Genomic DNA, 20,659 nt, shown 5'->3' with positions numbered 1-20,659 from the left:
TCTAATTTGCATGGCTCCCTCGCAGGCTCATATTCACGGCGAGATTGGCCGTCTCATCGCGCGACTGGCCCGCATTTGGCGCCGCGAGTCGGATCAGGCGCTGTCCGATCACGGCCTGTCCTATGCGACCGCGATTCCGCTGCTGGTGCTGTCGCGTCAGGGCGAGAACGTGCGCCAGGGCGTGCTCGCCGACGAGCTCGGCATCGAGGGGCCGTCGTTGGTCCGGTTGATCGATCTGCTCGAGGCCGAGGGGCTGGTTGAACGTCGCGAGGATCCGAGCGACCGCCGTGCCAAAACGCTACATCTGACCAAAGCGGGCGAGGTCAAGGTCGAAGAGACCAACCGGGTGCTTCGCCGGGTGCGGGCGAGCCTGCTCAAGGATATCCGACCCGAGGAACTTGCGATAACCTTCGAAACTCTTCAGCGCATCGAGCAGCGGGCCAGTCGCCTGCAGGACACCAAGACCGGTCCAGAGACGAAATAGCATGCGCGCAGACGAGCCGTTCCTGGTCCGCCACGCGGACGTCATTTTTGCGTTGAAGACGTTTGCCGCGTCGATGCTGGCGCTCGTCATCGCATTCGCCATGGACCTGCCGCGGCCTTATTGGGCGATGGCGACGGTCTACATCACCTCGCAGCCGCTGGCGGGCGCGACCAGCTCAAAAGCGTTCTTCCGCGTCATGGGCACGCTGGTCGGCGCCACCATGACGGTGGCGCTAGTGCCGAACCTGATCGATGCGCCGGAATTGCTTTGCCTCGCGATCGCGCTCTGGGTCGGGCTCTGCCTCTATCTGTCGCTGCTGGATGGCACGCCGCGCAGTTACGTCTTCATGCTGGCTGGATACACGGTCGCGTTGATCGGGTTTCCCTCGGTCTCCGAGCCCGGTGCCATCTTCGATACCGCCGTTGCGCGTGTGGAGGAGATTTCCCTCGGCATCATCTGCGCGAGCCTCGTCTCCACCATCGTCTTTCCTCGCAGCGTCGCGCCGGCCGTTGCCAATCGCGTCGATGCCTGGCTGTCGGATGCGAAGCGCCTGAGCCAGGCGGTGCTGCTTCGTCAGGGAACGAGTGAAACGCGCCGTGGCAGGCGACTCAAGCTTGCGACCGACATCGTCGAGATCGACACGCTTTCCACCCATCTTGCGTATGACCGGCTGGCTGATCGCAATGCGGTGATCGGCCTCGGCGAGATCCGGCTGCGCATGCTGATGCTGTTGCCGGTGATCGCCTCGCTGGAGGATCGGCTGGCAGCGCTGGGGGAGGAGGCGTTGCGCCGGCAGCCCGAGCTGAAGCGGCTGCTGGAGGCTCTTGCGCAATGGATTGCGAGCGACGTCGGCGCGCGGCAACCGGCCGCGCTGATCCGCGCCATGATTGCAGAGCGACAGGCGGTGCTCGATGACAGCGCCTCATGGGAGCGGATCATCACCACGAGCCTGCTGTTGCGGCTGCGCGAGCTTGTCGACCTCTCGCGCGACTGCCGCGTGCTCAGCGAGGCCATCGCCGAGAGCCGCAATGTTTCGACGCTCGATCTGGCCTTCCGTTCCGAGGCCGGCGCCGCGCCGGTACGCCATCGCGACCGCGGCCTTGCCTTGTGGTCGGCGGTCGGCGCGGCCACCGCCATCCTGATCTGCTGCGTGTTCTGGATCGGGACCGGCTGGCCCGACGGCGCCTCGGCGCCGATGATGGCGGCGGTCGCGTGCTCTTTCTTTGCCGCGCAGGACGAGCCCGCACGTTTCATCCGCAGTTTCGGCCTGTGGTCGCTGGTCGCCATCGTTGTCGTCGCGATCTATCTGTTCGCGCTGGTGCCGGCGATCTCTCATATCGAGGTTCTGATCGTCGCGCTGGCGCCGACCTTTCTGCTCTACGGCTTGCTGATCGGACGGCCGGCAACGGCGGGAACAGGCATGGCGCTCGCGGCCAACACCGCAACGCTGTTGGCGCTGCAATCGACCTACAGCGCGGACTTCGCATCCTATGCCAATTCGGCGGTCGCCTTCTTCGTCGGCGTCGTCATCGCCGAGCTCGTGACGCGGATCGCGCGCGGCGTGGGCGCAGAGTGGGTCACCCATCGCCTGGTGCTGTCGAGCTGGAAGACGCTCGCGGTCGCTGCCGAGCGCCGTGGCAAGCATGATCGGGCAGAGTTTGCCGGCCTCATGCTGCACCGTCTTGGCCTTCTGGTGCAGCGGATCGCCTTCCTCTCCGAAAGCGATCGCCGCGATGCCGACAGCCTCGTGCAGCTTCGAATCGGGATCAATATCATCGACCTGCGCCGCGCCCGCTATGGGCTTGCGGCAACCACCATTGCCGTCATCGACGACATGCTTGATCAGCTCGCCATCGCTTGCCGCAGCCATGCCGGTGGAGGAATGCCGAGCGAGCTGTTGACCAGCGTCGATCGGGCGCTGGCCAAGGCGGTGACGGATTCGAATGACAGCGCGCGCGAAGACGCTCTGATCGGCCTCGTCGGCATCCGCCGCGGCCTGTTCCCGGACGCACCGGCCTACCGGCCGCGTACAGGCGAGAGTGTTGCCGCATGAGATACGTGATCGACATCTATGGCGTGCTGGTGCCGGCGCTGCTGCTGTGGATCATCGTCGCTTATGCGCTGAGCGCGGTGCTGCGCCGGCTGATGCAGCGCTTCGACCTCTACCGGCTGGTCTGGCACCGTGCGCTGTTCGATTTCGCGATTTTCGTCTGTCTTCTCGGCGGCGTCGTCTATCTCTCGGAGTTTTTGCCATGAAGGGGAATTTCGCCTGGTTGGGCCGCCTCGCGCTGACCGTTCTCGCCGTCGTCGCCGCGCTCGCGGTCGGCCGTGAGCTTTGGGTCTATTACATGGAGCAGCCCTGGACCCGCGACGGCCGCGTCCGCGCCGATGTGGTGCAGGTCGCGCCCGACGTCTCCGGATTCGTCACGGAGGTGCTGGTCAAGGACAACCAGAAAGTCCATCGCGACGATGTGCTGTTCCGGATTGATCGCGAACGTTTCGCGCTGGCCTTGCGGCAAGCCGATGCATCGGTGGCGGGTCATCAGGCCACGCTCGACCAGGCCAATTCCGATTTGAAGCGCTACAGCGCGCTGACGACCGACGCGGTATCGCAGCAGAAGCAGGAGCAGGTGTTGGCCACCCAGCTCCAGGCCAAGGCGGCGTTCGATCAGGCCGTCGCCGACCGCGCGGTCGCCCAGCTCAACCTCGATCGCAGCGAGGTCCACGCCTCCGTGAACGGTGTCATCACCAACATGGATCTGCGTCCCGGCGCCTACGTCACGGCCGGCAAGGGCGTGATGGCGCTGGTCGACACCGACACGTTGCATGTGGAGGGCTATTTCGAAGAGACAAAGCTCGCGCGCATCCGCACCGGCGACAAGGTGCGGGTCCGCCTGATGGGCGAGACGGTCACGCTGTCGGGCCATGTCGAGAGCATCGCCGCCGGCATCGAGGACCGCGACCGCGCCGAGGGTGCGAACCTGCTTGCCAATGTCAACCCGACCTTCAGCTGGGTGCGGCTCGCCCAGCGCGTCCCCGTGCGCATCGCGCTGGACAATGTCCCCGACACCATGTCGCTCGTCGCCGGCCGCTCCGCGACGGTAGAGGTATTGGACTAACGCAACGAGCCCATGGATTGCGCCTGGCTTGGGGAAAACCGCCAACAGGCGTTTCAATGCCAAATCGCAGGGCTAATCCTGACGCGCTTGTGTGAGTCGGGGGACTTATGGGCGTTTGGTTTTTAGTCCTGGCAGCCTGCGTCGTGGGCGCGTTGCTCCTTTTGGCATTCTGCCGATAGAGCCGACAGCGGACGCAAATGTTGCTGCGAAGCATCAGCCAGCCGTTGAATAGCGGTTCCAGACCGATGGTTTTTGACTGTGCATGGATGACCGCGTTCACTTCCGGGATCGGAGGCGGACATGAGCTGGTTGTTTGTGTTTCTCATTGCCGCGAGCGCAGTCGTTCTGATCGCCCACGCGATTGACGCGATGCGTTCCTGATACGGCCTGCGAATCGGTTTCGTCGGTAGCTAGGTAAGCGACGAAATTGTTCCGAGGCGGGCGAGCGTCAATTTGAGGAACCTGGTCCTGCAGGCCAAGGTTGTCACAGCAGGAGGAATACGATCATGCTTGCGTTCTATCTGCCGATCATCATTTTCGGAGCGATGCTCGAAGCAATTTCGAAGCAAAATGTATCTGCATCCGTCCGGGAGCCGCCAAGCGTCGATTAGACCACGATGCTCAGGCGTCGAATCGGGACTGACGAACCAGTGTCTGCTCAGGCATTCGAGTATTTCTTGAGCTCGAACCGGGCGATCTGGTTTCGGTGCACCTCATCCGGCCCGTCGGCAAGCCGCAGCAGGCGCGCGGTCGCGTAGGCCTGGGTCAAGCCAAAATCGTTCGAGGTGCCGCCACCGCCGTGGGCCTGGATGGCCCAGTCGATGATCTGGCAGGCCATGTTGGGAACGGCGACCTTGATCATCGCGATCTCGGCTTTGGCGACCTTGTTGCCGACCGTGTCCATCGCATAGGCGGCGTTGAGCGTCAGCAGCCGGGCTTGCTCGATCATGATGCGGGCTTCCGCGATGCGCTCCTGCGTCACGGTCTGCTCCGAGACCGGCTTGCCGAAGGCGACGCGGCTGCGCACGCGGCGGCACATCTTTTCCAGCGTGCGCTCGGCAAGGCCGATCAGGCGCATGCAGTGGTGGATGCGGCCGGGACCGAGGCGGCCCTGTGCGATCTCGAAACCGCGGCCTTCGCCCAGCAGCATGTTCTCCCTGGGCACGCGCACATTGGTGAAGACGACCTCGGAAGCGCGGTCGGGCACGCCGTAGAAGCCGAACACGGGGAGGGGACGCTTGACCTCGATGCCTGGCGTGTCCATCGGCACGAGGATCATGGATTGCTGCTTGTGGCGGTCGGGATTGTCCGGATCGGTCTTGCCCATGAAGATGCAGATCTTGCAGCGCGGGTCGGTCGCGTTGGTCGTGTACCATTTCCGCCCGTTGATGACGTAATGGTCGCCGTCGCGCACGATCGAGCTTTCGATGTTGGTCGCATCGGATGATGCGACCGCGGGCTCGGTCATGGCGAAGCAGGAGCGGATTTCGCCGGCGAGCAGCGGCTTCAGCCAGCGCTCCTTGTCCTTCTCCGTGCCATAGCGCTCCAGCACCTCCATGTTGCCGGTGTCGGGCGCCGAGCAGTTGAACACTTCGGGCGCCAGATGCGTGCGCCCCATCACCTCGCAGAGCGGGGCATATTCGAGATTGGTGAGACCCGCGCCGTGGCCGGACTCCGGCAGGAACAGATTCCAGAGCCCTTCGGCGCGCGCCAGCGGCTTCAGCTCCTCGACGACGGGGTAGACCTTCCAGGGCCCGAGCTCCTCCGCTTCGCGATAGAAGCGCTCCTCGTTCGGATAGATGTGCCGGTCCATGAAACTCTCGAGCTTGCGCTTGAGCTCGACGACTTTGGGCGACATTGGATAGAGCATCTCTGGTCTCCTTGATCGACGGAGGTCGGCTAGCCGATTTCGAGATAGTCGGGATCAGCCAGCTTCGGGAAGGGCGGGGTCGGCAGCGCCTGGTACCAGAACGCGACCGAGGCGATGTCGTCCTGCAATGGAAGATACTTCGCCTCCTTGACGCCCGGCAGCCAGCCCAGCGCCTGGATCGTCACGCGCAGATCGGAGCGGAAGCGCACGGGATCGGGGATGTGCCAGCGGTACAGGCCGAAGCGTTGCTGCGACTTGTAGACGCCATCGGGACGGATCACCTGCGGCAGGCCGGCGTAGGGCGTGGTGAATTCCTGGTAGCGGGATTGGCCTTGGCCGGCATGCGCGACATAGGGATCGAAATTATAGGCACCGCAGAAATAATCCTCAGTGCCGGTGCCGCAGATGGTCGGGAATGCGCCGTCGCCGTCGATGAAGAACTTGATCTCGCCTTCGCCCCACCAGCCGTTGTTGTTGACGCCCCACGCCATATAGGTGCCGACGTAGTGGCCCGCACCGCTGACGCCATCGAGGATGGTGTAGACCTCCTTGTACGGCAGCGGATTGGTGCGTCGGAACTGTGCATGGAAATAGGCGCAGTCCTCGGGCACCTCAGTGAGCGTGTAATTGATCTGGTAGTAAACGGTGAGCTGCTCCTCGCTGCGGTTCTCCAGCGTGAAGCGCGCGCGCGTGCGGAACGGCATCTCCCAGTAACAGTTGAAGGCGCGGCCGGGATTGACGCAGACCGCGAGCGAGGACACCTGCGCGAACTCCTCCCATCCGCAGGCGAAGAAATCGCCGGCCGGGCATTCCACGCTTGGCTGCGTTTGGTCGTCCCAGTAGATGCGCAGGATCGAATGGCGCAGCCGCCCGCGCGCCAGCGTCATCCAGACCTGCTGGATCGCGCCCTGGCCCTGAATGTCGGCGAGCGTAAAGGTCGCGCCGGGCTCGACGACGACATAGGGCGAGATCTTCCAGCCCTGGCCGAGATCGCGGGCCTGGCGTGCGGCGGGGCCATCGACGGACATGCCACCCTTGCCCTTCTCGCCGGTGAAATTCTCGGGGCTGATCGAGCGCGTCTGCGCATTCGACAGGCGCGACAGATTGCCGAGATGCAGGCCCAATCCGGAAAACGCCATGCTGTCCTCGATCCCTGGAGTTAGCGATACCCCGATATATCGCCGTCGAATCTACCAAAAGATGAAGACCGCGCGCGGCAGGGCGCGGGTACTTCAGGCGACACGGTACTCCCTGAACTTCTCGCGCAACGCGGATTTGAGCACCTTGCCGGTGCCGGTCATCGGAAATTCGTCCAGGAATTCGACGGCGTCGGGCATCCACCAGCTCGCGATCTTCGGGCGCATGTGGTCGAGCAAGGTCTTGCCGTCGATGGTCGCGCCCTTCTTGCGGACGACGAGGAGCAGCGGACGCTCCTGCCATTTCTCGTGGTTGATCGCGACCACGGCGGCTTGCAGCACGTCGGGGTGGGACAAGGCGACGTCCTCGAGCTGGATCGAGGAGATCCATTCGCCGCCGGACTTGATCACGTCCTTGGAGCGATCGGTCAGCGTGACGTGGCCTTGGCTGTCGATCACCGCCATGTCGCCGGTGATCAGCCAGCCATCACGGTCGAGGCCTTCGTCGAGCTTCATGTAGCCGGAGGCGACCCACGGCCCGCGTGCCCGCAGATGGCCGACGGTCTTGCCGTCGCGCGGCAGCTCGTTGCCACCGTCGTCGACGATGCGCAAGGATGTGCCGAAGCAGGCGCGGCCCGACACCTGGCGCCGGTCGAATTTCTCCTTGTCGCCGAGATGCTCGGAGCCGGGCCGCAAGCCCGGCATCGAGCAGCCCAGGGCTTCGGTCATGCCCCAGGCCTGGACGTAGTCGATGTCATAGTCGCGCTTGAGCTTCTCGACCATCGCACGCGGGGGCGCCGAGCCGGACGACAGCGTCGCGCGCAGGGTCGAGAACTTGTTGCCGGTGCGCCCCAGCCAGTCGAGCAGGATCAGCCAGAAGCTCGGCACGCCGGCGGAGAGCGTCACTTTCTCGCCTTCGAGCAGCTCATAGAGCTTGTCGGGCTCATAGTTGCGGCCGGGCAGCACCAGCTTTGATCCCGTGTAAGGCGCGGTGAACGGCATGTTCCAGCCGTTGCCGTGGAAGAGCGGCGCCATCGGCATCATGACTTCGCGTACGCCTTCGAGATGTCCCGGCAGGAAGTCGAAATTGCAGCAAGTCATGGTCTGCAGGATGGCGGCGCGGTGCGAGTAGATCACGCCCTTGGGGTTGCCCGTCGTCCCCGACGTGTAGCAGATGGTGGATGCGGATTTTTCGTCGAACTCCGGCCAGGCGAAACCGGCATCGTTCTCCCTGGCGAGGACATCTTCATAGCAATGCACGTTCGCAAGCTTGGTCTCCGGCATCCGCTCGCGCGAGGACATCACGACATAGGCCTCGATCGTCTTCAGCTGCGGCGCGATCGCCTCGACCAGCGGCAGCGTGGCGCGGTCGATGAACAGCAGCCGGTCTTCGGCGTGGTTGATGATGTAGACGAGCTGCTCGGGAAACAGCCGCGGATTGATGGTGTGCAGCACGTAGCCCATGCCGGGCGCGGCATAGAACATCTCGAAATGGCGGTGCGTATTCCAGGCCAAGGTGCCGACGCGGTCGCCTTGCTTCATGCCGAGCCGCTTCAGAGCCAGCGCCATGCGCTTGATGCGTGGATGGGCGTCGGCGTAGGTGTAGCGATGGATGTCGCCCTCGATCTCGCGTGCGACGATCTCGGCTTCGCCATGATAGTCCGCGGCATACTGGATCAGGCCGCTGATAAGGAGCGGCATGTCCATCATCAATCCCTGCATGGTCTCCTCCGCAGCCACGTCGTTGCGCGGCATATGTTGTGATTTGCGCGTGAGGTTAGCGGAACGTCACGCGGCGTTCACGCAAAAAGCGAGGGACGCGATTGCATGCGTCACTTTTTCGGGGCTAACTGATCCGAAGCAGCGTCCGCCGTGGAGGAAATAGATGTCAGCGGAAAGACACAAGACCGGTGCAGCCGGCGAATCTACGGTCGATATTTCCGCACTCCGCGCGCGCTATCGTGACGAGCGCGATCGTCGCCTGCGCGCCGAGGGCAAGGCGCAATATGTCGAGGTCGCAGGCGATTTCGGCCGCTATCTCGACGATCCCTGGGCCGATCCCGGATTTGCGCGCGCTTCTGTCCGCGAACAGACCGAAGTTCTCATTGTCGGCGGCGGCTTCGGCGGTCTGCTCTGCGGCGCGCGCCTGCGCGAGGCCGGCATCGAGGATTTTCGTATCGTGGAAAAGGCCGCCGATTTCGGCGGCACCTGGTACTGGAATCGTTATCCCGGTGCGGCCTGCGATACCGAGAGCTACATCTATCTGCCGCTGCTGGAAGAGACCGGCTACATGCCGGTGCGCAAATATGCGCGCGCGCCCGAGATCTACGAACACTCCCGCCGCATCGGCCGTCACTTCGGCCTCTACGAGCGCGCGCTGTTTCAAACGATCATCTCGCGGATGGAATGGCAGGAGCAGGAGGGACGCTGGCTGGTCGAGACCGATCGTGGCGATCGCATCCGCGCTCGCTTCGTCATCCTGGCCGGGGGCCCGCTGAGCCGTCCGAAGCTGCCGGGCATTCCCGGCATCGAGACCTTTAGGGGACACAGCTTCCACACCAGCCGCTGGGATTATGGCTACACCGGCGGCACGGCCGAAGGCGGTCTCACCGGTCTCGCCGACAAGCGCGTCGGCATTATCGGGACCGGCGCGACCGCCGTGCAATGCGTGCCGCATCTCGGCCGCTCGGCGAAAGAGCTCTACGTCTTCCAGCGCACGCCATCAGCGATCGGCGTGCGCGACGACCGTCCGACGGACGCAAGCTGGGCGCAGAGCCTCAAGCCCGGCTGGCAGCGTGAGCGCATGGACAATTTCACCGCGGTCATCTCGGGCGAGCCGTTCGAACGGGACCTTGTGCAGGACGGCTGGACCGGCCTGCTTGGCGAGATCCTGCTGGCGCCGCGCCGCCAGCCGCAGCCGGTGACCTCGATCGAGGAGGCGCTGAAGGTCATCGAGCAGGCCGACTACCGCAAGATGGAAGAGATCCGCGCGCGCGTCGATACCGTGGTGAAGGACGAAGCCGCCGCGGCGGCGCTCAAGCCCTGGTACAAGGCGTTCTGCAAGCGGCCATGCTTCCACGACGAGTACCTCGACGCCTTCAATCGTCCCAACGTGCATTTGGTCGACACCAATGGGCAGGGCGTCGAGCGCATCACCGGGAATGCCGTCGTGGTTGACGGCAAGGCCTATGAGCTCGACTGCCTGATCTACGCCAGCGGCTTCGAGGTCGGCACCGATTACGCCCGCCGCATGGGCTTCGAGGTTTACGGCCGCGACGGCGTGAGCCTGTCCGAGCGATGGCGCAATGGCGTCAAGACGCTGCATGGCTTCTACAGCCGCGGCTTCCCGAATTGCTTCCTGATCGTCACGGTGCAGGCCGGCCAGAGCGCCAATTTTCCGCACATCATCGACGAGCAGTCGCAGCACATCGCCTATGTGATCGACCAGGCGCGCAAGCGCAAAGCGCGGACGCTGGAGCCGACGCTCGCCGCCGAGAACGCCTGGGTCGACGAAGTCGTCAAGGCCGCGCTCGGTCGCCAGACCTATCTGGCCGAATGCACGCCGGGCTATTACAACAACGAGGGCGTGTTCGATCCGGTCGCGGCGCGAAACAGCCAGTACTGGCGCGGGCCGGTGGCGTTCCTGCGGCTGCTCGACAAATGGCGCAAGGAAGGCAATCTGGATGGCCTGGAATTGACTGGGGAGACCGACGCGGGCGGCGCTCAGGTTCCGGCTTCAACGGCATGATCCCGGCCCTATCAGGCGCGACGCGGCTCTACGTCATCGTCGGCGATCCGATCGCGCAGGTGCGCTCGCCGTCGGGCGTAACGGCCGCCTTCGCCGCGCGCGGCCATGACGGCATTCTCGTACCGGTCCAGGTCGCGCCGGCGGATTTGCCGGATTTCCTTTCGGTTGCAACGCGGCTGAAGAACCTCGACGGCATCGTCGTGACCATCCCGCACAAATTTGCCTGCTATCAGGCCTGCGCCAGTGCGACCGAGCGCGCACATTTCCTGCGCACCGCGAACCTGATGCGCCGGCGCGCCGACGGCTCATGGCATGGCGACATGGTGGACGGGCTCGGCTTCGTCGGTGCGGCGCGGGCGAAGGGGATCGATCCCCGGGGCATGCGGGCACTGCTGGTCGGCGCCGGCGGCGCGGGATCGGCGATCGCGCTTGCGCTGATCGAGGCCGGCGTGAGCGCTCTCGCGATTCACGACGGCGCACCCGAGCGCCGCGACGCACTGATCGGCCGGCTCAACGGGCTCGGCAGGACGCCCGCGCGGGTCGGCACCGGGGATCCCGCGGGTTTCGATTTCGTCGCCAATGCGACGCCCGCCGGGATGAAGGAGGGCGACCCGCTGCCGGTCGATGTCGCGCGGCTTGCGCCGTCGGCCTATTGCGGCTGCGTCATCACAAAGCCCGAAGTCTCGCCCTTCATCGCCGCCGCCCGCAGGATCGGCTGCGTGACCGGGACCGGTACGGACATGTACGAGCAGCACCAGGGCATCATGGTGGATTTCCTGCTCGGCCGCGACGGGGAAGGCTAGGCGGTCGCCCCGGTGTCAAGGCACAGGTTGCACCGGATAGGGCTTGAGCGATCAGGGCCGACGTAGGATCATGGGCCCGCGCGAGCCGGTCGCGCACGTTTATGTGAGAGGACGAGGGAATGACCAAGGGCAGGACCGTTGCGACGGCCACGATCGGCGCTGCAGCGCTGCTTCTCTCGCTGGTGCCCATGTCCCTGATATCCATGGCCGAGGCCGCGCAATGCGGCAGCTCGCCGGCGGGCTTTGAGGCCTGGAAGCGTGAATTCAGCGCGGAGGCGCAGGGCAAGGGCGTCGGCCAGACCGCGCTCGCGGCGCTGATGCAGACCAATTACGCCGGTGCCACGATCGCAGCCGACCGCGGCCAGCGCAGTTTTTCCCTGACGCTCGACCAGTTCCTCGCCAAGCGCGGCGCCACCACCATCGTGGCCAAGGGGCGGCAGCTCAAGCAGTCGCAGGCCGCCTTGTTCGCCTCGATCCAGCAGCGCTACGGCGTCCCGCCGGGGCCGCTGATCGCGATCTGGGGCATGGAGACCGGTTTCGGCAGCCAGCGTGGCAACCAGAACATGCTGTCGTCGATCGCGACCCTTGCCTATGACTGCCGCCGTCCCGAATTCTTCACCGACCAGCTCTATGCCGCCCTCAAGCTGATCGACCGCGGCACGCTGTCGGGGGCGACCCGCGGCTCCATGCACGGCGAGGTCGGCCAGACCCAGTTCATGCCCAAGAACATCCTGGCCTATGGCACCGGCAATCTCGAGGTTGCAGCCAATGCGCTGAACTCGACGGCGAATTTCCTGAAAGCTCATGGCTGGCGCGCAGGAGCCGGTTACCAGCCGGGCGAACCGAATTTTGCCGCTATCGAGGCCTGGAATGCTGCCGGCGTCTATCAGAAGGCAATCGCCCTGATGGGACGGCAGATCGACGAGGGAGGAGGGGCGGCCGCGTCGCGTTGAGACCGGGTGAGATGAGGCTGCGCAGGAGAAAGTTCTTGCGTTGAGGAACTGACGGCACGAGGTTTGCTTTGATCGGGGGCAGGGCTGGCATGAGGAGACTCAATATGGCTACCCAGATCGTGATGGACCAGACTGGTGACACGCGCCACGAGTTTGATCCTGATAATGCCGAAGCGCTGGCGCGAGCCGAACGGCGCTTTCGTGAGCTGACCGGAGCGGGCTTCACCGCCGCCTATCGAACCGGACCCGGTGAAGTCACCCGTATCAAGTCATTCGATCCGACCGCGCAGGAAACGCTGTTCTATCCCCGCCTGGTCGGCGGTTGATCTGAGCTGCTCATGATCGCGGCAGTTTGGCTCCGTGCGCCGGCGCGTGCGCGTCTGCATGCGCTGCGCGAGCTCTATCGGCGCTTCTTCGGCGAGAACACGCCGGATGCCCGCGGCCGCCGGCTTTTGGCCGAATGGCTGTCGCCGGAGCAGCGCGCGCAATTCGAGCAGCATCGGTATTTCGATGTGATCGGATGCGATACCGGCAAGCGCTATCGCATCCACTACGGCACGGCCGCCAATGTCCATGAGATCGACGACGAGGGGCGTGCGGCGATGGGGTGGTGCTTCGTCCCGTCAGGCTTTCTCGTGCCCGGCGACGTGATGCTGGCGCAGAAGGTCGCGCTCGAGACCGACGAGAACGCGGCAATCGCGCTCGCTAACCGGTTTCCGCCGGCCACGCATTCGGAGCACTTCTACCGGCGCCCGTTCTAGCGGCCGGAGGGCGTACAGATCAGGAATGCGTGGTGCGGTAGGCATCCAGCGCATGCGCCGCGAATACACCGACGCTGCAAAGGGCGAGCACGCCTGAGATCAGCTCGATCATAGCTCATCCTCCCGCAGCGGCTGGGAGACGAGATTTTGGCAGCAGGCATAATCCAGGATCACGTCGAGGAAGAATTGCATGGTGGCCGTCCCTGTATGATTTTGACAACCAGATAACCGGCAATCTGTTTCAGGCGTGTTTCGTCGTTTTGGGAAACGGGTTTCGCGGGGAACCCGGGACTGGTTTGTGCACCGCAGATCCGCTACATCCCGCGCGGCTTAGTCCTGCAGCCGGGCCTTTCCGGCCGGGCGGCAAGTCATATTGCGAGGCAAAATCATGGCGCAGGTCGAGTGGTTCGACGATCTCACCATCGGAATGCGGTTCAAATCCCCGGAGGTGCAAGTCACCGAAGCCGACATCAAGCGCTTTGCAGCCGAGTTCGATCCGCAGCCGATGCACCTCGACCATGAGGCCGCCAAGCAGACCTTGTTCAACGGCCTGGCTGCATCAGGATGGCACACCGCCGCGATCGCCATGAACCTCGCGATCCAGGCCCGCCCGTTCGGCCCGCATCCGCTGATCGGCGCGGGCGTCGACGGTCTGCGCTGGACCATCCCGGTACGGCCCAATGACCGCCTGCATCTGGTCGGCGAGGTCATGAGCCTGACACCGTCGAAGTCGAAGCCGCAGGGCATCGCGCTGGTGAAATGGACCATGTTCAACCAGAACGGCGAGGAAGTTTACACCTTCACCCCGATCGCCATCATCCCCAGGCGGGTGTAAGGCCGGCGACGTTCAGCATCGGCCCGGATCGGCCTCCTCGAGCCCTTGCGGGCCGCAGGCCGAGGTGGTCATCTCCGCGTGGGGAACGCTGGAGGCTGACATGAGACGATTCCTTCTTGCCGCTTTGCTGACCGCGGGCGCCCTGGGCGCAGCCGTACTGAGCGCAGGGCCGGCGCTCGCGCAGCAATCCCGGGTCGGCGACTGGACCATCGAGAAGCGCACGCAGGACACGCATTGCAATGCGAGCCGCGGCTACAAGGACAAGGAAGACGAGAACCGCGACTACGTCATCGTCATCACCTATTCCGAGAAGGCCATTGTGATCGTGATGATCTATGACGGTTGGGAGTGGGACAAGGTCGGCGAGATACTCCGGGCCGACCTCGGCACCGATGACGCCGACATCATGAAGAAGGCGAAGTGGGAGGTCATGGACAAGACCACCGTGCGCGGCATCTTCGAATACGACCAGTCGATCATGGACCGGCTGTCCAAGGCCAGGCGTCTCTCGCTCGATTTCGAGGACGATGACGAGGACAGCATCGAGATGCAGATCCCGCGCGCCGGCGAGGCGCTGGCGGCGCTGAAGTTCTGCGAGGAGAACCGGAAGTAAAGTGCTGCGCCGCGCACTTGTGCGTGCGATCGAGCAAGCAGTGCGAGGGCGCGTGACCCACAGCACACAGCCCACGCGCTGTTCGCTTTTATCCTAGTCTTTGGCGAAAACGTCCAAGCCGCACCCTGCGGTTGACGTTACGCAAGGACGATGTTCGATACTTTAGCATCTCGCCGCACTGCTTTTTCCACGCCGAAGGCGACGATTGACCGCTCTCTCGCCTCTGCCAATTTCCAATGCGCAAGCTCCCTTCGTCACCGGGGCAGCACGCCGATCGCATCGTCGTTCCGATGACGATCCTCCAGGCAAACCGGTTCTCGTCTCTCGTCGGCGAGATCTACGATGCGGCGGTCGATCCTGCGCTGCGCAGCGGCGCGCTGGAGCAGGTTTCACATTTCGTCGGCGGGTGTGCCGCGACCATCCTGTCCCGCGACGCGGCAAGGCTCTCGATCGAGATTCACCAGCATTTTGGCACCGAATCCCGCTTCCGCCAGCTCTACCGCGACAGATATGTCGAGCAGGATCCTCTGCTCGATCGTCATCTCACCTTTGCGGCCGGGCAGGCCATCGGCGTGACCGATATCATGCCTCACGAGGACTTCGTGACCACGAGCTTCTATCGCGAGTGGGTCGAGCCGCAGGGCGCGATCGACCTCGCGACCGTTGCGCTCGAGAGATCGGACGCGCGTACCACGGTCTTGCAGGTGTTACGCCACCGATCCCGCGGAACCGTCGACGAGGCGATGCGCGAACGCATGCGGCTGCTCGCACCCCACATCCAGCGTTCCAGGATCATGGGCCGGCAGATCAGGGCACGCTCGCACACCGTGGACGACCTTGCCGATGTCCTCGACGGCCTGAGCACGGCGATCTGTCTGCTCGATGCGGATGGCCGGGTCGTCCACGCCAACGCGGCGTGCCGGCAGCTGTTCGTCGACGCAAACCTGCTCGCGATGGTCGGCGACCGGATCGTGGTCCGTAACACCCAGGCCGACAAATTATTCCGCGGCCTGTTCGAAGTCGTCGCGGATAGCAAAGCTCATCCGGCTGGTCGCCGCCGTATCGAGCTCGCGACGTCGGCGGACGGTCAGCACTATCTCGTCCATGTCCTTCCATTGAAGCGGGAGCGCAGCCTAGCGCGAGACGTCGCGGCCACGGTGCTCCTCGTACAAAAAGCCGCGATGGTGCCATCGCTCGTGCCCGACGCCATTGCTGCGGCCTTCAGGCTGACGCGGTCCGAATTACGCGTGCTGATGGCCATCGTCGAGGTCGGCGGCGTTCCCGATATCGCGGCAAAGCTCGGCATTGCCGAGACGACGGTGAAGACGCATCTCGGCCGCCTGTTCGAGAAGACCGGTGCCGGCAGGCAGGCAGATCTTGTGAAGATCGCCGCCGGCTTTACCGCGCCGTTTGTACAGCGAACGAGCCGCGACGACGACACCATGTGATTCATTTCACGGCGCGAGCCGCGCGGCGGCGCAATCTCAATCCATTGTGATGAGCGGGATCGTCAGGTCCTCCGAACGCATGACGCGCGTCATTCGACACTTTCGTATATGGCGCGCCACTTGGATGAGAAGGGCAGCGTGCGACGGAACATGGGCACCGGCACCGGACGCGGGAGACGACAGCGCGTGGCCGAGTCTGCCTGTCGGTTGGAGAAATTGCGGTGAGCGGCACGGGCGAATTTTCCATTCTCAATGTTTCGACGGACCACATTCCCGAAGACGAACGTGTGCCGCTGCTGCGCGAATTCTACTGCCGCGGCGTGCTCAAGGCGGAGGTCGAGCCGACGGACGAAAAGCCGTTCGCCGCGAGCCTCACATCCCATGGCTTGCAGGACATCCAGCTGGTGATCGGCGGGCTGGTCGGAGCGCGGGTCATCCGTACCAAGCAACTGGTCGTCGACGGCAACGACAGCCTCGGCCTGATGATCAACCGATCCGGCATCGTCGAAGTATCTGCGCGAGGACGAGATCTGAGGCTTCATCCAGGTGACGCGGTTCTGACGAGCGCGGAGGACGCGACGATCTACGAACGCCTCTCGCTTGGAAATTGTCTGTCGCTGCGCGTACCGCGGCGGGTACTGGCGCCCATGATCGTGGACATCGACGACGCCGTGATGCGAATCATTCCCGAGCGCGCCGCCGGACTGCGCCTGCTGGTCGATTACGCGACGTCTCTGGTGCGCGAGCGCGCCCTCGCGATGCCCGCATTGCGCCAGCTTGCTGTTGCACATCTCCATGATCTGATGGCGCGTGTTCTCGGCGCGACGGATGATGTTCACGAGCTGGCCGGGCGCCGAGGCGTCAGGGCCGCGCGGCTGCGCAAGGTGAAGTCCTTCATCGTCAACAATTGCTGGCAGCAGGACCTCTCGGTCGCGACTGTGGCGCAGGAATTCGGCGTGACCACACGCTATCTCCAACGTCTGTTCGAAGCCGACGGCAAGACGTTCTCGTCCTTCCTGACCGGGCAGCGCCTCAAACGCGCGCATCGCATGCTGCGCGAGCCTGACTTCGCCGGGCGACCGGTGAGCTCGATCGCCTATGACGTCGGCTTCGGCGATCTCTCTTATTTCAATCGTTGTTTTCGGCGGGCCTATGGCGCGACGCCCAGCGGCGTCAGGAGTGGCGAGGCGCTGTGACCGCGCGCGGTGCGCGGTTGGTGCGACCAGGCGGGTGCCTATCGCAGTGCGCGTATTCGGTCGACTACGTCTTCTGGTGCGCGGAGTGGAACGATGACGCTGTGTTTCGGACGGCGCCAACAGTCGGAGTTGTGAATGCGCCGCTTCTTCTTTGATCTCCTGGTCGACAATGTCGTGAAGATTGATCCGGGCGGCATGGTTTTCGAGCAGGCCAAGGCGACGTTCGTCGTGGCCGATGAGATGGCAAGACATCTGTTTGTCTGGCGTGACGACCTGCGTGATCGCGACGCCTGGATCCGCGTCAGGGATGCCGGCGGGCGAGAGGTCTATCGCGCCGCGGTCTGGTCGGAGAATTCCGAGAAGGTTGGCTGGGACCAGGCATGACCGTTCCGGCTTCACCTTCCAGGGCGGCAACGCCGACGACCGGTCGCGGCGCCAGGTGCTCAACAATGCTGCGGTGGCACGCCTTGGCTTCGACTACCGCACCATCCAAAACGTGTCCGTCTTCGGCGCGGTCGAGGGCATGATGATGTCCGACCAGGGCCGCACCGGTACGGCGAAGGGTGGCGTTCGCTTCGCGTTCTGAGCCGGCATCAGCCCTGGCGGCTTGAAAGCGATGCCCGCCGGCCGGGCTCCATCCGCCCGGCCGGCGCCTCCTCCGATCGGAGGACGTCGCATGCTGCGCTTGTAGTATGCTTGGTGATATTGATCACTCAGGCCATTTCAAGCCATGCACGGACTACGGAAGCTGCCCGAACTGGTCGAGTCCATCTATGACGCGGGGCTCGATCCCTCGCTGTGGAACAACGCCGTCGCCGGCATCCGCGATTTCGTCGGCGGGCAGGCCTGCGGGCTGTTTTCCAAGGACTCGATCAGCAAATTCGGCGTCACCCATTATTATTGCGGGGCCGACCCGCGCTACATCCAACTCTATTCAGAGACCTATTCGAAGTTCGATCCGCTGACGGTGCTGCCCCCGCATGGAGAGATCGTCGGCATCCCCGATCTCGTCAATTTCGATGAATACCGGAAAGGGCGCTTTTACCAGGAATGGATGCAGCCGCAGGGTTGCAGCGATGCGGCCAATGTCGTGCTCGAGAAATCGAGCTGTCCCGTGATGATGACGGTGCTGTCGGGCCGGCGGATGGTGGATCCGGCGATGAAGCATCGGCTCTCGCTGATTGTGCCGCACGCCAGCCGCGCGCTGCTGATCAACCGCGCCATCACCGCGCAACTGACGCTGGCGACGGCGCTGGCGGATGTTCTGGACAATCTGGCGTCCGGCATCTTCCTGCTCGATGCCTCTTGCCGGGTGGTGCATGCGAATTCGGCCGGCCACGCCTTGCTTGCCGCCGACGATGTGGTTCGGTCCGTTGCCGGGCAGCTCGTAACCAGCAGCGCTGAAGCCAATCAGACGCTGCGCGAGGCGTTTGCGACCCGCAATGACGTTGTCCTGCTTGCCGCGAGGGACCGTGCGATTCCACTGTTGTCACCCAGCGGCGAGCGTTATGTCGCGCACATCCTGCCGCTGTCGTCCGTGCTGCGCAATGGCAGCGAGCGGGTGGTCGATGCCGCCGGTGCGCTGCTCCTGCGCAAGGTGTCGCTTGGCGGACAATCCTATGGCGAGCTGATTGCACGGACCTTCGACCTCACGCCGGCCGAGCTGCGCGTGTTCCTGTCGATCGTCGAGGTCGGTGGCATCCCGGAAACGGCTGCAGCGCTTGGTATCGCGGAAACCACGGCGAAGACGCATTTGCATCGGGTATTCGCCAAGACCGGCGTTTCGCGTCAGGCCGATCTCGTCAAGCTCGCGGCCGGATTCTCCAATCCGCTCGTCAACTGATCGGTCAATCGCGGTCGGGGTTGAACCTTTTGCTCCCACGATAGACTCAATTGTGCCGCCGGGCATGACGAACATTCCGCTATTTCCAAGTCACCATTGGCTGTTCTGATGTCCCGACCTCCCAAACAGTCCGAGTTGATCGAGAATATATATGACGCGGGTCTCGCCCCCGAGTTGTGGAGCGAGGTCGTCGTCAAGCTCAATGCGTTCATCGGCAGCCAGGCTTGCGGGCTGATTTCGAAGGATCCGGTCAGCAAGTCCGGCGCGACGCATTACTACTGCGGTGTCGATCCGCACTACATCCAGCTCTATGCCGAGACCTACGCCCAGTACGATCCGCTGGCACGGCTGCCTCGCTATGGCGAGGTTCGTAACATCCCCGATCTCGTGAATTTCGACGAATATCGCCGCGGGCGGTTCTATCAGGAATGGCTGCGGCCCCAGGGCTGCGTCGATGTCGCCAGCGTGGTTCTGGAACAGTCGAAGTCGCCGTGTCCGATGCTGATCACCGTGATCCCCGGCAAGGGGATGCTCGACGCGGAGCAGCGGGCGCGGATGCAATTCCTGGTTCCGCATGCGAGCCGGGCGCTGTTGATCAACCGGGCGATCGAGCGGAAGCAGCAGCGGGCGATTGCGCTCGCCGATGTCGTGGATCGGCTGAATGCCGGCGTCATCCTGCTCGATACGGCCTGCAACATCGTCCACAGCAATCCTGCCGCGGACACGTTGCTCGCCGCCGATGATGTCCTGCGGTCTGTCGCGGGCCGGCTAGCGGCACGATCTTCCGCGGCAAATTCGGCGCTGCGCGATATCTTCCGTGACGCAGGCGAGGTTGCCGTCGCGGCGGCTGCCGGGCGGAAGATTCCGCTGATGTCGCATGACGGCTCCTACTACGTCGCGCACGTCATCGCGCTGCCGTCGTTGTTGCGTGAAGGCGCCGTGGAGCGCACGTCGGCGGTCGGCGCCTTGTTGATCTGGAAGGCAGAACTCGACGGTCGCTCATGCGCCGGCCTCATCGACCGCGCGTTCGAGTTGACCCCTGCGGAGCTGAGGGTCATGCAATCGATCGTCGAGGTCGGCGGTGTGCCCGAGACGGCCGTGGCGCTCGGCATCGCGGAGACGACGGTGAAGACGCATCTGCATCGGGTGTTCGCGAAGACCGGCGTCTCGCGTCAGGCCGATCTCGTCAAGCTCGCGGCTGGATTCTCCAATCCGGTTCTGCACTGATGCGCATGCCGAAGGCGCAGGCGAGTCGCTCCGACTCGCGATAGGTTCAAACAGCAGCATCATTAGAAAGTTATCGCGGGTCGTTCGATCGAATGACGCGATTCTCCGCGCTCTCTTCTACGAGAACTCACACGTTTCTTGTTCGACCCGTTCGATCTTCGTGTGAAGCAACTCACGGCAAGCGGAAGTGAACCTCATCAATCTCTCGCACAAGTTGAGAGGAGATTGTCATGCGAAAGGCCTCACCAGCTCCGGCCGGAAAATTTCGCGACATCGTCGCCATCGGCGCGGCATTCCGTGCGCAGCGCGAGATCGACGCGAAGCGCGCGTTGCGGCGCTACGGCCATTTGCTGGCGCAGTCGCATGAAACGTCGCGTTTGAATGAAATTATTCCCGTCTGCAATGAAGAGGATATTTTTGAAAATGCCAACAGAGTTGATCCGCGCGAGCGCGCGGCCGGCCGCACCACGTTCGAACGCGCATAACGTCAACATTGTAGCAGCCGCGCTGACGGCGGCGCTCGTCACGCTTCAACTGGTCGGGCTGGCAACGCTGGAGCGTTCGCACGCGCAGCCGGTCTCTCGGCCTCTGCTGAATTCGCACGATGCGGAGCTCTGCGCCGG

21 protein-coding genes are annotated in these 20,659 nt (G+C 64.0%); 18 read left to right on the top strand and 3 right to left on the bottom strand.

Annotated features, from left to right (window positions below; translation table 11 throughout):
- Positions 1 to 10 precede the first annotated feature (10 nt).
- From BJ6T_RS28790 to BJ6T_RS28775, 4 genes are read left to right on the top strand one after another with little or no spacing between them, the layout of a single operon-like run.
- Positions 11 to 484, top strand: a complete 474-nt coding sequence (locus tag BJ6T_RS28790) for a MarR family winged helix-turn-helix transcriptional regulator (RefSeq protein WP_014496059.1) — start codon at positions 11 to 13, stop codon at positions 482 to 484.
- Position 485: 1 nt separating this feature from the next.
- Positions 486 to 2,537: an FUSC family protein gene (locus BJ6T_RS28785; RefSeq protein WP_014496058.1), complete on the top strand. Its 2,052-nt coding sequence runs from the start codon at positions 486 to 488 to the stop codon at positions 2,535 to 2,537.
- The gene (locus BJ6T_RS28780) at positions 2,534 to 2,740 is read left to right on the top strand and encodes a DUF1656 domain-containing protein (protein WP_014496057.1); all 207 of its coding nucleotides are present in this window, start codon (positions 2,534 to 2,536) and stop codon (positions 2,738 to 2,740) included. The genes BJ6T_RS28785 and BJ6T_RS28780 overlap by 4 nt, the downstream gene beginning before the upstream one ends.
- Positions 2,737 to 3,603 (top strand): efflux RND transporter periplasmic adaptor subunit, encoded by an 867-nt coding sequence (locus BJ6T_RS28775; RefSeq protein ID WP_014496056.1) that lies wholly within the window; start codon positions 2,737 to 2,739, stop codon positions 3,601 to 3,603. Before BJ6T_RS28780 ends, BJ6T_RS28775 begins: the two co-directional genes overlap by 4 nt.
- A gap of 658 nt (positions 3,604 to 4,261) precedes the next feature.
- On the opposite strand, the gene BJ6T_RS28770 is transcribed toward BJ6T_RS28775, so the two are convergent.
- The 3 genes from BJ6T_RS28770 to BJ6T_RS28760 form a co-directional block, all read right to left on the bottom strand.
- On the bottom strand, positions 4,262 to 5,473 hold the full coding sequence (locus BJ6T_RS28770) for an acyl-CoA dehydrogenase family protein (RefSeq protein WP_014496055.1): 1,212 nt from the start codon (positions 5,471 to 5,473) through the stop codon (positions 4,262 to 4,264).
- Positions 5,474 to 5,502: 29 nt separating this feature from the next.
- Complete coding sequence (locus BJ6T_RS28765) at positions 5,503 to 6,612, bottom strand: glycoside hydrolase family 172 protein (protein WP_014496054.1); 1,110 nt, start codon at positions 6,610 to 6,612, stop codon at positions 5,503 to 5,505.
- A 93-nt stretch (positions 6,613 to 6,705) separates the two neighbouring features.
- Entirely contained in the window at positions 6,706 to 8,331 is a 1,626-nt protein-coding gene (locus tag BJ6T_RS28760; protein ID WP_028169806.1) for a long-chain fatty acid--CoA ligase, read from the bottom strand.
- 163 nt (positions 8,332 to 8,494) lie between these two features.
- Between BJ6T_RS28760 and BJ6T_RS28755 the strand changes: the two genes are divergently transcribed.
- From BJ6T_RS28755 to BJ6T_RS28690, 14 genes are all read left to right on the top strand, one after another.
- Complete coding sequence (locus BJ6T_RS28755) at positions 8,495 to 10,357, top strand: flavin-containing monooxygenase (RefSeq protein ID WP_014496052.1); 1,863 nt, start codon at positions 8,495 to 8,497, stop codon at positions 10,355 to 10,357.
- Entirely contained in the window at positions 10,354 to 11,160 is an 807-nt protein-coding gene (locus tag BJ6T_RS28750) for a shikimate dehydrogenase family protein (protein ID WP_014496051.1), read from the top strand. Before BJ6T_RS28755 ends, BJ6T_RS28750 begins: the two co-directional genes overlap by 4 nt.
- A 119-nt stretch (positions 11,161 to 11,279) precedes the next feature.
- Positions 11,280 to 12,113, top strand: coding sequence for a lytic murein transglycosylase (locus BJ6T_RS28745; protein WP_014496050.1), 834 nt, complete (start codon positions 11,280 to 11,282; stop codon positions 12,111 to 12,113).
- Positions 12,114 to 12,217: 104 nt separating this feature from the next.
- A complete protein-coding gene (locus tag BJ6T_RS28740) occupies positions 12,218 to 12,439 on the top strand; it encodes a hypothetical protein (protein ID WP_014496049.1) in 222 nt (73 codons plus the stop codon).
- 12 nt (positions 12,440 to 12,451) lie between these two features.
- Positions 12,452 to 12,874, top strand: a complete 423-nt coding sequence (locus BJ6T_RS28735) for a hypothetical protein (RefSeq protein ID WP_014496048.1) — start codon at positions 12,452 to 12,454, stop codon at positions 12,872 to 12,874.
- Positions 12,875 to 13,262: 388 nt separating this feature from the next.
- Complete coding sequence (locus BJ6T_RS28730; protein ID WP_014496047.1) at positions 13,263 to 13,709, top strand: MaoC family dehydratase; 447 nt, start codon at positions 13,263 to 13,265, stop codon at positions 13,707 to 13,709.
- A 100-nt stretch (positions 13,710 to 13,809) separates the two neighbouring features.
- Positions 13,810 to 14,322: a hypothetical protein gene (locus BJ6T_RS28725; RefSeq protein ID WP_028169805.1), complete on the top strand. Its 513-nt coding sequence runs from the start codon at positions 13,810 to 13,812 to the stop codon at positions 14,320 to 14,322.
- Positions 14,323 to 14,612: 290 nt separating this feature from the next.
- The gene (locus BJ6T_RS28720; RefSeq protein WP_028169804.1) at positions 14,613 to 15,770 is read left to right on the top strand and encodes a helix-turn-helix transcriptional regulator; all 1,158 of its coding nucleotides are present in this window, start codon (positions 14,613 to 14,615) and stop codon (positions 15,768 to 15,770) included.
- Between the two features lie 221 nt (positions 15,771 to 15,991).
- Positions 15,992 to 16,966, top strand: a complete 975-nt coding sequence (locus tag BJ6T_RS28715; RefSeq protein WP_014496044.1) for a helix-turn-helix transcriptional regulator — start codon at positions 15,992 to 15,994, stop codon at positions 16,964 to 16,966.
- 135 nt (positions 16,967 to 17,101) lie between these two features.
- On the top strand, positions 17,102 to 17,350 hold the full coding sequence (locus tag BJ6T_RS28710; RefSeq protein WP_014496043.1) for a DUF6894 family protein: 249 nt from the start codon (positions 17,102 to 17,104) through the stop codon (positions 17,348 to 17,350).
- A complete protein-coding gene (locus BJ6T_RS28705) occupies positions 17,331 to 17,552 on the top strand; it encodes a hypothetical protein (protein ID WP_014496042.1) in 222 nt (73 codons plus the stop codon). The genes BJ6T_RS28710 and BJ6T_RS28705 overlap by 20 nt, the downstream gene beginning before the upstream one ends.
- Before the next feature lie 144 nt (positions 17,553 to 17,696).
- Positions 17,697 to 18,809 (top strand): helix-turn-helix transcriptional regulator, encoded by a 1,113-nt coding sequence (locus BJ6T_RS28700; RefSeq protein ID WP_014496041.1) that lies wholly within the window; start codon positions 17,697 to 17,699, stop codon positions 18,807 to 18,809.
- A gap of 108 nt (positions 18,810 to 18,917) precedes the next feature.
- Positions 18,918 to 20,036: a helix-turn-helix transcriptional regulator gene (locus BJ6T_RS28695; protein WP_028169803.1), complete on the top strand. Its 1,119-nt coding sequence runs from the start codon at positions 18,918 to 18,920 to the stop codon at positions 20,034 to 20,036.
- 230 nt (positions 20,037 to 20,266) lie between these two features.
- Positions 20,267 to 20,521, top strand: a complete 255-nt coding sequence (locus tag BJ6T_RS28690; protein ID WP_014496039.1) for a hypothetical protein — start codon at positions 20,267 to 20,269, stop codon at positions 20,519 to 20,521.
- Positions 20,522 to 20,659: the final 138 nt, after the last annotated feature.

Origin of the sequence: Bradyrhizobium japonicum USDA 6 (assembly GCF_000284375.1) — a bacterium.
Taxonomy (GTDB): Bacteria; Pseudomonadota; Alphaproteobacteria; order Rhizobiales; family Xanthobacteraceae; genus Bradyrhizobium; species Bradyrhizobium japonicum.
This window is presented reverse-complemented; position numbering and strand designations above follow the sequence as displayed.

Coding starts and splice junctions, on each gene's coding strand:
- BJ6T_RS28790 (WP_014496059.1), top strand. CDS start 11: ATGGCTCCCTCGCAGGCTCATATTCACGGCGAGATTGGCCGTCTCATC.
- BJ6T_RS28785 (WP_014496058.1), top strand. CDS start 486: ATGCGCGCAGACGAGCCGTTCCTGGTCCGCCACGCGGACGTCATTTTT.
- BJ6T_RS28780 (WP_014496057.1), top strand. CDS start 2,534: ATGAGATACGTGATCGACATCTATGGCGTGCTGGTGCCGGCGCTGCTG.
- BJ6T_RS28775 (WP_014496056.1), top strand. CDS start 2,737: ATGAAGGGGAATTTCGCCTGGTTGGGCCGCCTCGCGCTGACCGTTCTC.
- BJ6T_RS28770 (WP_014496055.1), bottom strand. CDS start 5,473: ATGCTCTATCCAATGTCGCCCAAAGTCGTCGAGCTCAAGCGCAAGCTC.
- BJ6T_RS28765 (WP_014496054.1), bottom strand. CDS start 6,612: ATGGCGTTTTCCGGATTGGGCCTGCATCTCGGCAATCTGTCGCGCCTG.
- BJ6T_RS28760 (WP_028169806.1), bottom strand. CDS start 8,331: ATGCAGGGATTGATGATGGACATGCCGCTCCTTATCAGCGGCCTGATC.
- BJ6T_RS28755 (WP_014496052.1), top strand. CDS start 8,495: ATGTCAGCGGAAAGACACAAGACCGGTGCAGCCGGCGAATCTACGGTC.
- BJ6T_RS28750 (WP_014496051.1), top strand. CDS start 10,354: ATGATCCCGGCCCTATCAGGCGCGACGCGGCTCTACGTCATCGTCGGC.
- BJ6T_RS28745 (WP_014496050.1), top strand. CDS start 11,280: ATGACCAAGGGCAGGACCGTTGCGACGGCCACGATCGGCGCTGCAGCG.
- BJ6T_RS28740 (WP_014496049.1), top strand. CDS start 12,218: ATGGCTACCCAGATCGTGATGGACCAGACTGGTGACACGCGCCACGAG.
- BJ6T_RS28735 (WP_014496048.1), top strand. CDS start 12,452: ATGATCGCGGCAGTTTGGCTCCGTGCGCCGGCGCGTGCGCGTCTGCAT.
- BJ6T_RS28730 (WP_014496047.1), top strand. CDS start 13,263: ATGGCGCAGGTCGAGTGGTTCGACGATCTCACCATCGGAATGCGGTTC.
- BJ6T_RS28725 (WP_028169805.1), top strand. CDS start 13,810: ATGAGACGATTCCTTCTTGCCGCTTTGCTGACCGCGGGCGCCCTGGGC.
- BJ6T_RS28720 (WP_028169804.1), top strand. CDS start 14,613: ATGACGATCCTCCAGGCAAACCGGTTCTCGTCTCTCGTCGGCGAGATC.
- BJ6T_RS28710 (WP_014496043.1), top strand. CDS start 17,102: ATGCGCCGCTTCTTCTTTGATCTCCTGGTCGACAATGTCGTGAAGATT.
- BJ6T_RS28700 (WP_014496041.1), top strand. CDS start 17,697: ATGCACGGACTACGGAAGCTGCCCGAACTGGTCGAGTCCATCTATGAC.
- BJ6T_RS28695 (WP_028169803.1), top strand. CDS start 18,918: ATGTCCCGACCTCCCAAACAGTCCGAGTTGATCGAGAATATATATGAC.
- BJ6T_RS28690 (WP_014496039.1), top strand. CDS start 20,267: ATGCGAAAGGCCTCACCAGCTCCGGCCGGAAAATTTCGCGACATCGTC.